Source organism: Bacillus sp. 22475, assembly GCF_052044835.1.
GTDB classification, from domain to species: Bacteria; Bacillota; Bacilli; order Bacillales; family Bacillaceae_G; genus Bacillus_A; species Bacillus_A cereus.
This window is the reverse complement of record NZ_JBQENW010000002.1, coordinates 431,642-444,071: the sequence shown is the minus strand read 5'-3', so window position 1 is coordinate 444,071 and position 12,430 is coordinate 431,642. Positions and strand designations below refer to the sequence as shown.

Below are 12,430 nucleotides of genomic sequence, written 5' to 3'. Positions count from 1 at the left end.
TGGATATAGTTATGGATATAAATCTGTTTGATTTTCATTTACCAGAAGAACTTATTGCACAAGTCCCGTTAGAAGATCGTGAAACATCAAGATTAATGGTGTTAGATCGTGAAACAGGTGATATTGAGCATAAACATTTTGCGGACATTCTTTCTTACTTACATGAGGGGGATTGCTTAGTTTTAAATGAAACGAAAGTTATGCCTGCTCGTCTGCATGGTGTGAAAGAAGATACAGGTGCACACATTGAAGTACTTCTTTTAAAACAAGAAGAAGGCGATAAGTGGGAAACGCTTGTAAAGCCAGCGAAACGTGTAAAAGAAGGAACTGTTATCTCTTTTGGCGAAGGGAAATTAAAAGCAACTTGCATAGGAACTGCAGATCAAGGTGGACGTCAGCTTGAATTTTCATATGACGGCATCTTCTATGAAATTTTAGATGAACTTGGAGAAATGCCACTTCCTCCGTATATTAAGGAAACGCTGGAAGATCGCGATCGCTATCAAACAGTATATGCGAAAGAAATCGGTTCAGCAGCAGCGCCGACTGCGGGACTTCACTTTACAGAAGAGTTACTTGAGAAGTTAAAGCAAAAAGGCGTTGAGTTAGCATTTATTACACTTCACGTAGGACTTGGAACGTTTAGACCAGTTTCTGCAGACACGATTGAAGAACACCATATGCACGCAGAATATTACCATATGTCTGAAGAGACAGCGGCTTTATTAAATCGTGTGAAAGAGAATGGTGGACGTATTATTACTGTAGGTACGACATCAACTCGTACGTTAGAAACAATTGCAACAGATCATGACGGTAAGCTTTGCGCCGCTTCTGGATGGACAGATATTTTCATGTATCCGGGATATGAATTTAAAGCAATTGATGGTTTAATTACAAACTTCCATTTACCGAAATCAACATTAATTATGCTTGTAAGTGCATTTGCAAACAGAGATAATGTACTTCATGCTTATAATGAAGCAGTAAAAGAAAAATATCGTTTCTTTAGCTTCGGTGATGCAATGTTCGTTGCATCTCACGCTAAAATGAGAAACAAATAAAAGGAGTAAGTTATGACAGCAATTCGTTATGAATTTATTAAGACATGTAAACAAACGGGTGCCCGTTTAGGTCGTGTACATACGCCGCACGGTTCATTTGATACACCAACATTTATGCCAGTTGGTACACTTGCAACAGTTAAGACAATGTCACCAGAAGAATTAAAAGCAATGGATTCTGGTATTATTTTAAGTAATACGTATCATTTATGGCTACGTCCAGGTCATGAAATTGTACGCGAAGCAGGTGGTTTGCATAAATTTATGAACTGGGATCGTGCAATTTTAACGGACTCAGGTGGTTTCCAAGTATTTAGCTTAAGTGATTTCCGTCGTATTGAAGAGGAAGGCGTTCATTTTCGTAACCACTTAAATGGAGATAAATTATTCTTATCACCAGAAAAAGCGATGGAAATTCAAAATGCATTAGGTTCAGATATTATGATGGCATTTGATGAGTGTCCACCTTTCCCGGCTACTTTTGAATATATGAAGAAGTCTGTAGAGCGTACGAGCCGCTGGGCAGAGCGTTGTTTAAAAGCGCATGAGCGTCCACAAGATCAAGGTTTATTCGGTATTGTACAGGGCGGAGAGTTTGAAGAGCTTCGTCGTCAAAGTGCAAAAGACCTTGTTTCAATGGACTTCCCTGGCTATGCTATAGGTGGTCTATCTGTTGGTGAACCGAAGGATATTATGAATCGTGTTCTTGAGTTTACAACACCACTTCTTCCAGATGATAAACCACGTTACTTAATGGGAGTAGGTTCTCCAGACTCGTTAATTGATGGTGCAATTCGCGGTGTTGATATGTTTGACTGCGTACTTCCAACTCGTATCGCTCGAAATGGTACATGTATGACAAGTGAAGGCCGTTTAGTTGTGAAAAATGCGAAATTCGCAAGAGACTTCGGGCCTCTTGATCCAAACTGTGATTGCTACACATGTAAAAATTACTCTCGTGCGTACATTCGTCACTTAATGAAATGTGATGAAACGTTCGGAATTCGTTTAACGTCTTATCACAACCTTCATTTTCTGTTAAACTTAATGGAGCAGGTGAGACAAGCTATTCGTGAAGACCGTCTTGGCGATTTCCGCGAAGAGTTCTTTGAACAGTATGGCTTTAATAAACCGAATGCTAAAAACTTCTAATACATAATTTAAAAGGAGGAACAAAAGATGAATGCAGGTATGATGAATATCGTTATGATCGTTGCGATGTTTGCGATTTTCTATTTCTTATTAATTCGCCCGCAACAAAAACGTCAAAAAGCAGTTGCTCAAATGCAAAGTGAGTTAGCAAAAGGTGATGCTATCGTAACAATCGGTGGTTTACACGGTACAATCGAATCAGTAGATGAGACGAAAATCGTTATTAAATCTGGTGGTTCACACTTAACTTTCGATCGCAATGCGATTCGTGAAGTTGTGAAAAACTAATGTGGAAGGCCCTGCATGAAATGTGCAGGGCCTTTTTTAGTTACTTTGCTTTGACATATTTACACCGAAAATACCACCGAGTGTACTCGCCCCCATTAATGCTAATTGATAAAGTAATTGTGAGTTCGATAAGGTTTGAGAAAAGCCTAAATAGTTAACTAGAAAGACGAGTATAGTGAATGTGAGCCCTGTTGTGAAACCTACTAGCCAACCTTTTCCTTGAGCCTTTTTGCCGGCAGTAAATCCAGACATAATCATAGATAAAAGAGCGAGTATAAAAATAGTAACGGTTAATGTCCCTTCATTTATATTTGTAAACTTCAATAAAAGAGCCATAATCATACTAGTAATAGATGCGAGAATTAGTAGTGTAACAATACCGAAGCCAATTGCAGTTGATAATTTTTTCGTTCCATCCATATATGCATTCCCCCTTTTTAATACAAGCATATTTTCCTTTTGCCCAAGTTAGACTAGTTTCTTTTTTATAGGGGAGTCTATACGTAAAAAAGGAGATGTAGAAATGGAATGGATATCAATAATTGGACGGACAATGCTTTTGTATATCATCATCTTAATTATTTTTCGTCTTATGGGTAAACGTGAGATAGGAGAGCTAAGTGTATTAGATTTAGTCGTATTTATTATGCTTGGAGAAATGGCCGTAGTGGCAATTGAAAATACCGATAAATCACTTTGGCATCAATTAGTTCCGATGACTTTTCTTATGTGCATCCAAATTATTTTGTCAGTCATTTCCCTAAAGTATCAACGCTTTCGGCATTTAATAGAAGGTGAGCCAGCTATTCTTGTAAACGCGGGGAAGATTGATGAAAAGAAGATGAGAAAGCAACGGTATAATATAGATGATTTAATGATGCAATTAAGGGAACAAGGAGTTGGAGATATTCGGGATGTAGAATATGCTATTTTGGAACCGTCTGGGAAGTTATCTGTCTTTCAAAAACAAAAAAATAAACAAGATACATTACAGTTTACGCTTCCTCTTATTATTGATGGAGAAATTCAATCTAGTCATTTACAAATGATTGAGCATACAGATGAATGGCTTATTGAGAAATTAAAAAACTTAGGTTATAACGATGTAACACAAATTTTATACTGTAGTTTTCAAAACGGACAATTTTTTGTTGATGTAAAAGAAAATTAGAGATTTATCCTTTGAAAGAGTAAGAATGATTGGTTTAACTAATAATCAGTGGAGATTACCCCACTGATTAAAGTTTCATCTTATTTCAAAAATGAAAGTTTACGAATGATAGGGAGACGACTTAACTCTTCTTTTCGAATGAGTTTGAAAGTGAAGAGAAGTACGATATAAACAATTGTTGTTAAAGTGATTTCCCATAATGTTTGTATGCCAAGGGAATGAGAGAAAATAATATATTTATGAAGATAAAAACCGAAGGCGCCTGCGATACCGATGGCAAGTCCGCCGAAAATATAGTCTTTTGCGTAAATGGTAAATGTAATCTTTTTTAAAACAGTAGCGTAGTGAAGAAATGTTACTGTTACAATATTTGCAGCGATAGCAAGTGCAACCCCCATCATTTGAAATTCTGACCTTGATGCTAGTACAAAAATAACGATTAATTTCACGATGGCACCAATAAATGTATTCATCATTGCAGCCCTTGCTAAGTTTAAAGCTTGCAAAACAGAGGTAAGTGGACTTTGGAAATAATGAAATAAAAAGCAAGGCGCAAGAAGTTGAATGAATGCTGTTGCGCTGTCTGATCCATACATAAGAGTTAAAACAGGAGAAGCGAATACGTATAATATAACGACAGACCATCCGCCGGTAATTAATGAAATTCGAAGTGCTTGTTGTAAACGGTGCTCCACTAATTTATGTTGTCTTTTTGCCATTGCTTCACTAATAGAAGGGACGAGCGCTGTAGAAAGAGCGTATGTAATAAAGGCGGGTAGTGATAGAAGCGGGAATGCATAACCGTTCAATATACCGTATTGCTGGGTTGCAACAGAAGCAGCGACACCAGCGATTGCTAAGCTTTGCATAACGACAATAGGTTCAAAAAAATATGAAACGGAGCCGATTAAACGACTTCCTGTAGTTGGAAGGGCAATATCCATCAGAGAATAAAATGTCCCTTTGCTTTCCTTTACAGTAGTGAAAAATCCAGAGCGTATTGATAAATGTTTTTCTCGCTGAAATAACGTGAGTAAAAATAATAAGGATGCAACTTCACCGAGAACAGCTGATAACATAGCGCCGGCTGCAGCGTATTCTATGCCGTAAGGTAAAAATAACTGGATGCATATAGCGATAATGGTAATGCGGACGACTTGTTCTAGAACTTGCGCATAAGCGCTAGGTTTCATGTTTTGTTTCCCTTGAAAGTAACCACGCAAAACAGAAGAAACAGCAATAACCGGGACAACGGGCAAAATGGCCATTAATGGATAGTACGTTCTTTCGTCGGTTAATAATGTTTTTGCTAAAATAGGCGTGAGGAACATAATTCCGATTGTTAAAATGATACTAATAACGGATGTAACAGCTAGTGATACGGTTAATATTTTTTTAACTCTTTGTTTATCGTTTACAGCTTCCGCTTCTGCTACAAACTTTGCGATTGCGACAGGAAGACCAATTTGTGTCAATGTAATTGCTAAAATGAATGTAGGAACGGCCATCATATAAAGACCAACGCCTTCTTCTCCTAAAATACGTGCCATTACTATGCGGTTGATAAAGCCGAGTATTTTTGTAATAAAGCCGGCTATCATTAAAATAAATGCGCCTTTTAAAAAGCTTTGTCTCGTCATGTTCTTCTCCTACCTTCTCAAAATCAATGGAATGATTTACAATATTTATATGCACGTACGAGACAAGAATGACAAGCATTTAAGAGAGTGAAGTATGATAGTGCTCTTGAAAGTAGTTATTGCTGTCCATTAGAGCGGGATTAAAGCGACTTTTTCGTGCTGAAATAAGAAGGAGATGTTATAAATGTTAGATAGAGAGGCTTTGGTAGAATCATACCGCGGACAGTTACAAGTCGTTTTAGAAAGTAAAGTAGAAGAGTTTCAAATGTTCGGTTACGACCGAGTGACAGATGATGACATTTGGAAGTTTCTCAAAGTGAAAAAGTGGAAGAAGATAGACAGCGATGTTAGATTGTATGAATTAGTTAATGACGTATTAACGGTAAGTACTAATGAATATATGACATATTTAACTGTTGAAGCTTATCAAGCACCGCTTTGGTCATTTGATGAGTACGAAAATAAATAACCGACTGCAATTGGTTTGTTCTTCCTTTTGCAGTATAATGATATGTATTGATAAAGAGGAAATAATTGTGTCTAAGATTATATATAAAGGAGGTAGTGAAGAGGAAAATAAATGATGAAAGTGTAGGGAGTGTAAAAGCTTACCTATACAGCTAGTGATGAACTAGCAAAAATTATAGAAAGGAAGTCTACTAACTAGGCGTATGCACACGTATAGCAGTGAATCGTAAAAGATTTATTGAAAGTGTTAGTAGCAGAAAGAGGGTACATATGGCAAAGCGTGGTACGAGAATTGCCGCCTTTTTCCTCATCGTCTTATTAATCGGTGGAGTAATTGGTGCGGCAGGAAAAGACATAGCAAAAGGAATTAGTCTAGGACTAGACCTTCGCGGTGGTTTTGAAATTCTGTATGAAGTAAAACCAGCCAAAAAAGGTGATAAAATCGATCGAGACGTACTTGTAAGTACAGTTGGTGCTCTTGAAAATCGTGTCAATGTTCTTGGTGTAAGTGAACCGAACATTCAAATCGAAGGGCAAGATCGAATTCGTGTACAGCTTGCTGGTGTACAAGATCAGCAAAAAGCACGTGAAATGTTATCAACACAAGCGAAATTAACATTCCGTGATGTGGATGATAACCTTCTTATGGATGGAACGGATTTAAAAGGCGGCGGAGCGAAGCAAACATTTGATGATAAAGGTCGTCCAAGTGTTGGACTTACGTTAAAAAGCGCTGAAAAATTCCGTGGAGTAACAGAAAAGATTTCAAAAATGCCACCACCAACAAATTTAATGGTAATTTGGCTTGATTTTGAAGAAGGAAAAGATTCGTATAAAGCAGAATCAGCAAAACCGAATCCGAAGTTTTTATCAGCAGCAACAGTAGAACAAGTATTTAACCAAGCTGAAGTATCTATCGTAGGTGGAAACTTTACAGTTGAAAGTGCGAAACAACTTTCATCTTTATTAAATGCAGGTGCACTTCCTGTTGATTTAAAAGAAATGTATTCAACATCTGTTGGAGCGAAATTTGGTCAGCAAGCGTTAGAGCAAACGATTTTCGCTAGTGCGATTGGTATCGCTCTTATTTTCTTATTTATGCTTGTATTCTACCGTTTACCAGGACTTGTAGCGGTTATTATGTTAGGTTTATACATTTTCGTTACATTACTTGTCTTTAACTGGATGCATGCAGTTCTGACATTACCAGGTATTGCAGCGTTAGTGCTCGGAGTAGGTATAGCAGTTGATGCAAATATTATTACGTACGAGAGACTGAAAGAAGAGCTGAAAATCGGTAAGTCCATGATGTCGGCATTCCGTGCGGGTAACCATCGTTCATTAGCAACAATTTTAGATGCGAACGTTACGACCCTTGCAGCTGCTGGTGTGTTATTCGTTTATGGTAATAGCTCTGTAAAAGGATTCGCAACAAGTTTAATCGTAAGTATTTTAGTTGGTTTTATTACGAACGTATTCGGTACTCGTTTCTTACTAGGTCTACTTGTAAAGAGCCGTTACTTTGATAAAAAACCAGGATATTTTGGTGTGAAACAAAAGGATATTATTCCATTAACAAAAGGTGTAGTACATCCGCCAACGAGATTTGATCGTATTAATTTCGTAAATATCGGTCATAAATTCCTTATCTTCTCGATTGTAGTTGTAATTGCGGGTGCAATTATCTTACCAATTTTCAAATTGAATCTTGGTATTGACTTTGCGAGTGGTACACGTATCGACTTGCAATCAAAACAAGCCGTTACTGTGTCTGATGTTCATAAAGATTTTAAAGAATTGAACATTGATGTGAAGGAAGAAAATATTGTACCGACTGGAGATGACAATAAAGGTTTCGCAGTTCGTACATTAGGTGTTTTATCAAAAGATGAAATTGCGAAAACAAAAACATTCTTCCACGATAAATATGGTACAGATCCAAACGTAAGTACAGTTTCACCGACAATCGGTAAAGAAATTGCACGAAATGCATTTATCGCTGTACTGATTGCTTCTGCGGTTATCATTTTATACGTAAGTATTCGTTTCCGATTTACGTATGCGCTATCTGCAGTACTTGCATTATTACATGACGCATTCGTTATGATTGTTATGTTTAGTATTTTCCAATTAGAGGTAGACTTAACGTTTATCGCTGCAGTACTAACAATCATCGGTTATTCTATTAATGACTCGATTGTTACATTTGATAGAAACCGTGAATTATACAAACAGAAAAAACGAGTGCGCGATATAAAAGATCTAGAAGAAATCGTAAATGCAAGTATTCGCCAAACGCTTGGTCGCTCGATTAACACCGTATTAACAGTGTTATTCCCAGTAATTGCACTGCTTATCTTCGGTAGTGAGTCACTACGTAACTTCTCGTTTGCGTTACTTGTTGGGTTAATTGTAGGTACGTACTCTTCTGTTTTCGTTGCCTCTCAAATTTGGTTAATGCTTGAAAACCGTCGTTTGAAAAAGGGAAAAAACAAGAAGAAGGTTGAGAAAGTAGAATCTGAACCGCAAGTATAGAAAAGATGATGTCTCTTTATGAGGCATCTCTTTTTTCGTTTGTGGATACAATAAGATAGCAACTTTTTAACAGAAAGAAGATGGAAGAAAGTGGTGGTGTTATCGCTGTTTTTGTTAAAATAAAAAGATAGGTTAAGAAAAGAAGGGATTTTAATTATGGAAAAAGATGAACGTTTTAAACAGGCCGAGTTTGGTGCTATTGTCGGGATCGTTGGTAATATTATATTAGCGATTGTAAAGGCGGTAATTGGTTATATTGGGAACAGTAAAGCGCTATTAGCGGATGCCGTGCATTCTGCATCAGATGTAATAGGTTCGCTAGCTGTACTTTTTGGATTGCGAGCGGCAAAGCAGCCACCTGATGAGGATCATCCGTATGGTCATGGTAAAGCGGAATCGATTTCAGCGATTATTGTTGCGGTATTATTATTTATTGTGGGACTTGAAATCGCGATTTCGTCTATAAAAGCTTTTTCGCAAGAACTAGAACCGCCGAAAGGAATTACGATATTTGCTGTTGTTCTTTCAATCGTCGTGAAAGAAGGAATGTTTCAATATAAATTCCGATTAGGGAAAAGAGTAAACAGTGATGCAATTATTGCAAATGCATATGAGCACCGTTCGGATGTATTTTCTTCAATTGCAGCTTTAATCGGTATTTGTGCAGCTATAATCGGTGGTAAGCTTGGTATAGACTGGCTTGTATACGCTGATCCAATTGCTGGATTAGTTGTTTCACTTCTTGTTGTAAAAATGGCATGGAGCATTGGAGCGGAAGCAATTCATGCAACGCTTGACCATGTTCTTCATGAGGAGGATGTTATTCCGCTTAGAGAAGCAGTTCTTCAAGTGGATGGTGTGAAAAAAATTGGTTCTTTATATGCACGGGAGCATGGTCATTATGTTATTGTCGATATTAAAGTGTCTGTAGATCCATACATTACTGTAGAAGAAGGACACCGTATTGGAAAACATGTGAAAGAAATACTTATGAAACAAGATAATGTACAAAATGTATTCGTACATATAAATCCGTATTCTCCAAATTAAACATCATTAACATTTTAGTATATAGATATTGCATCGTAGTTTGCATTATATTGTCACCCCTTAATCTGTCTTGTATAATAAACAGGTTAAGGGGTGATTTCGTGTTACAACCGAAGACGCGTTGGAAAGAAAAAGAATATAATGACGAGCGAGTGAGTGAATTAGCAAGTAAATTACAGTTATCGCCACTTGTCGTTTCATTATTCCTCGGTAGAGGACTAGATACAGAAGATAAGATTTTAGATTTTTTAAATACAGAAAATCAAGAATTTCATGATCCATTTTTATTAGAAGGAATGGATAGAACGGTAGAACGTGTAAATAAGGCGATTCAAAATGGAGAGCAAATATTAATATTTGGTGATTACGATGCGGACGGAGTAAGTAGTACGACGGTTTTATATCTTGCTCTTCAAGAATTAGGTGCAGAAGTAGAATTTTACATTCCAAATCGTTTTACAGAAGGCTATGGACCGAACGAAGAAGCGTTTCGTTGGGCGCATAGCGCAGGGTTCTCACTGATTATTACTGTCGACACTGGCATCGCAGCAGTACATGAAGCGAATGTAGCGAAAGAGCTTGGAATAGATCTGATTATTACAGATCACCATGAGCCACCGCCAGAATTGCCAGAAGCACTTGCGATTATACATCCGAAATTAGAAGGTGGCGTATATCCGTTTCACTATTTAGCTGGTGTAGGTGTTGCGTTTAAAGTTGCGCATGCACTATTAGGCCGAGTACCAGAACATTTATTAGAGATTGCAGTAATCGGTACAGTAGCCGATTTAGTATCACTTCATGGTGAAAATAGGTTGCTAGTGAAACGCGGTTTAAAGCATATGCGTATGACGAGAAATATTGGTTTGAAGGCATTGTTTAAAGTTGCTAACGTTTCGCAAAGTGAAATTACAGAAGAGAGTATAGGCTTCTCAATTGCACCGCGTATTAATGCGGTCGGGCGTTTAGAAGATGCTACGCCGGCTGTACACCTTTTATTATCAGATGATCCAGAGGAAGCGAAAGAATTAGCCGAAGAGATTGATGAGCTGAACAAACTACGAAAAGATATTGTAAAGCAAATTACAGAAGAGGCTATCGCTGAAGTTGAAAATAACCTCCCGCCAGAAGAAAACAAAGTGTTAGTACTTGCAAAAGAAGGTTGGAATCCAGGTGTAATTGGGATTGTCGCTTCTAAATTAGTTGAACGTTTTTATCGTCCGACTATTGTATTATGCATTGATCCTATAAAAGAAACAGCAAAAGGCTCAGCACGTAGTATTGCAGGATTTGATTTGTTTGCAAATTTATCAGATTGTAGAGAGTTATTGCCACACTTCGGAGGGCATCCGATGGCAGCGGGAATGACGCTACATATGAATGATGTAGATGAATTACGTCGCCGCTTAAATAAACAAGCAGATGCAATTTTAACAGAAGAAGATTTTATTCCAATTACAGCAGTTGATGTTTTTTGTAAAGTAGAGGATGTAACACTAGCGGCAATTGAAGATATGCAAAAACTAGCCCCGTTTGGTGTTGGAAATCCGAAACCACGTATTGCAGTGAAAGATGCAGAGTTAGAAAGTATTCGCGCAATCGGATCAGATGGCTCTCATTTAAAAATGGCTCTTCGTGATGGACAAGCAACACTGGATACAATTGGATTTGGTTTTGGTGCATATGCGAAAGAAATCTCTCCAGTTGCAAAAGTATCTGTAATAGGAGAAGCATCCATCAATGAATGGAATAATTTTAAGAAGCCACAATTAATGGTACAAGATATTGCTGTAGAGGCGTGGCAATTATTTGATTGGCGTAGTATGCGTAATGCAGAAGCAAATTTAGCAGAACTTCCGAAAGAAAAAATAACAATGGTGTATTTTTCTGAAGAGGTATTGAATAAATTTTCTTTAGAGAGCTATAAAGAAAAGCTCATGCATGCTTCAGAAGTAACGCATTTAGATGATCAATATATCGTGTTACTTGATTTACCAAAAGGAACGGATGAATTAAGTGAGCTATTTAAAGTAGGATTCCCAGCGCGAATTTATACGCTATTTTATCAAGAGAATAACCACTTATTTAGTACAGTTCCGACGAGAGAACACTTTAAATGGTACTATTCTTTCTTAAGCCAAAAAACACCATTTTCTTTAAGACAATATGGAGAACAACTATGTCGTCATAAAGGTTGGTCGAAAGATACAGTAAATTTCATGACACAGGTGTTTTTTGAGTTAGAATTTGTTACAATAAAAGATGGCGTCATTTTTATGGCAGACAAAAAACAAAAGCGTGATTTAATTGAATCGAACACATATCGTGAGAAAATGAACCACTTACAATTAGAAAAAGAATTGGTTTATAGCACATATCAGCAACTATATACATGGTTTGAAACGATTCGTAATCATAAAGAAGTAGAACAGTTAGGGTAAAGGATTTGTATTTACAAACCTTTTAGATCTGAGGAGGATTCAGAAATATGGATTTCAAGCAACATATCGCAATTGTACCGGATTATCCGAAAGAAGGTATTGTGTTTAAAGACATTACACCTTTAATGAATGACGGTAAAGCATACAAAGCAGCAACAGATGCAATCGTTGAGTACGCAAAAGAAAGAGATATCGATGTTGTAGTAGGACCAGAAGCTCGTGGTTTCATTATCGGTTGCCCAGTTTCTTATGCGTTAGAAGTAGGATTTGCGCCAGTTCGTAAATTAGGAAAATTACCACGTGAAGTAATTACAGTTGACTACGGTAAAGAATATGGAACGGATGTTTTAACAATCCATAAAGATGCAATTAAGCCAGGTCAACGCGTATTAATTACAGATGATCTATTAGCTACAGGTGGAACAATCGAAGCGACAATTAAGTTAGTTGAAGAACTTGGCGGAGTTGTAGCAGGGATTGCATTCTTAGTAGAGCTTACTTACTTAGATGGTCGTAAAATGTTAGATGGTTACGATGTATTAGTATTAGAAAAATACTAATCACTATATAGGTAAAACTACGGTGATAAAAAGTACCCGTGAATCTCTTGGAGAGGAGCGG

General features: G+C 37.3%; 11 protein-coding genes. 9 read left to right on the top strand and 2 right to left on the bottom strand.

The window, feature by feature from the left end; all coding sequences use genetic code 11:
* The first annotated feature begins 11 nt into the window (after positions 1-11).
* The 3 genes from queA to yajC are packed head-to-tail and all read left to right on the top strand — an operon-like array spanning position 12 to position 2,504.
* Positions 12-1,064: a tRNA preQ1(34) S-adenosylmethionine ribosyltransferase-isomerase QueA gene (gene queA, locus ACTJJY_RS05695; RefSeq protein WP_213746517.1), complete on the top strand. Its 1,053-nt coding sequence runs from the start codon at positions 12-14 to the stop codon at positions 1,062-1,064.
* A gap of 12 nt (positions 1,065-1,076) precedes the next feature.
* Positions 1,077-2,216, top strand: a complete 1,140-nt coding sequence (tgt, locus tag ACTJJY_RS05690; RefSeq protein ID WP_000125368.1) for a tRNA guanosine(34) transglycosylase Tgt — start codon at positions 1,077-1,079, stop codon at positions 2,214-2,216.
* A 27-nt stretch (positions 2,217-2,243) separates the two neighbouring features.
* On the top strand, positions 2,244-2,504 hold the full coding sequence (gene yajC, locus ACTJJY_RS05685; protein WP_000991115.1) for a preprotein translocase subunit YajC: 261 nt from the start codon (positions 2,244-2,246) through the stop codon (positions 2,502-2,504).
* 36 nt (positions 2,505-2,540) lie between these two features.
* On the opposite strand, the gene ACTJJY_RS05680 is transcribed toward yajC, so the two are convergent.
* Positions 2,541-2,924 carry a TIGR04086 family membrane protein gene (locus ACTJJY_RS05680; protein ID WP_440605157.1) on the bottom strand — a complete coding sequence of 128 codons (384 nt, stop codon included), beginning with the start codon at positions 2,922-2,924 and terminating at the stop codon, positions 2,541-2,543.
* A 103-nt stretch (positions 2,925-3,027) separates the two neighbouring features.
* Between ACTJJY_RS05680 and ACTJJY_RS05675 the strand changes: the two genes are divergently transcribed.
* On the top strand, positions 3,028-3,675 hold the full coding sequence (locus ACTJJY_RS05675) for a DUF421 domain-containing protein (protein ID WP_000454821.1): 648 nt from the start codon (positions 3,028-3,030) through the stop codon (positions 3,673-3,675).
* Between the two features lie 80 nt (positions 3,676-3,755).
* Here the strand turns inward: ACTJJY_RS05675 and spoVB are convergent, their stop codons facing one another.
* Positions 3,756-5,315 (bottom strand): stage V sporulation protein B, encoded by a 1,560-nt coding sequence (gene spoVB, locus ACTJJY_RS05670; protein WP_326263129.1) that lies wholly within the window; start codon positions 5,313-5,315, stop codon positions 3,756-3,758.
* A 184-nt stretch (positions 5,316-5,499) separates the two neighbouring features.
* Between spoVB and ACTJJY_RS05665 the strand changes: the two genes are divergently transcribed.
* The 5 genes from ACTJJY_RS05665 to ACTJJY_RS05645 all read left to right on the top strand — a co-directional run bounded on the left by ACTJJY_RS05665 (position 5,500) and on the right by ACTJJY_RS05645 (position 12,369).
* Positions 5,500-5,784 carry a post-transcriptional regulator gene (locus ACTJJY_RS05665; RefSeq protein ID WP_000886979.1) on the top strand — a complete coding sequence of 95 codons (285 nt, stop codon included), beginning with the start codon at positions 5,500-5,502 and terminating at the stop codon, positions 5,782-5,784.
* Between the two features lie 269 nt (positions 5,785-6,053).
* Positions 6,054-8,318, top strand: a complete 2,265-nt coding sequence (gene secDF, locus ACTJJY_RS05660) for a protein translocase subunit SecDF (RefSeq protein ID WP_440605156.1) — start codon at positions 6,054-6,056, stop codon at positions 8,316-8,318.
* Positions 8,319-8,474: 156 nt separating this feature from the next.
* Positions 8,475-9,368 carry a cation diffusion facilitator family transporter gene (locus ACTJJY_RS05655; RefSeq protein WP_000409743.1) on the top strand — a complete coding sequence of 298 codons (894 nt, stop codon included), beginning with the start codon at positions 8,475-8,477 and terminating at the stop codon, positions 9,366-9,368.
* Positions 9,369-9,469: 101 nt separating this feature from the next.
* Positions 9,470-11,809 carry a single-stranded-DNA-specific exonuclease RecJ gene (recJ, locus tag ACTJJY_RS05650; protein ID WP_440605155.1) on the top strand — a complete coding sequence of 780 codons (2,340 nt, stop codon included), beginning with the start codon at positions 9,470-9,472 and terminating at the stop codon, positions 11,807-11,809.
* A gap of 47 nt (positions 11,810-11,856) precedes the next feature.
* Complete coding sequence (locus ACTJJY_RS05645; RefSeq protein ID WP_000346217.1) at positions 11,857-12,369, top strand: adenine phosphoribosyltransferase; 513 nt, start codon at positions 11,857-11,859, stop codon at positions 12,367-12,369.
* The last annotated feature ends 61 nt before the right edge of the window (positions 12,370-12,430 follow it).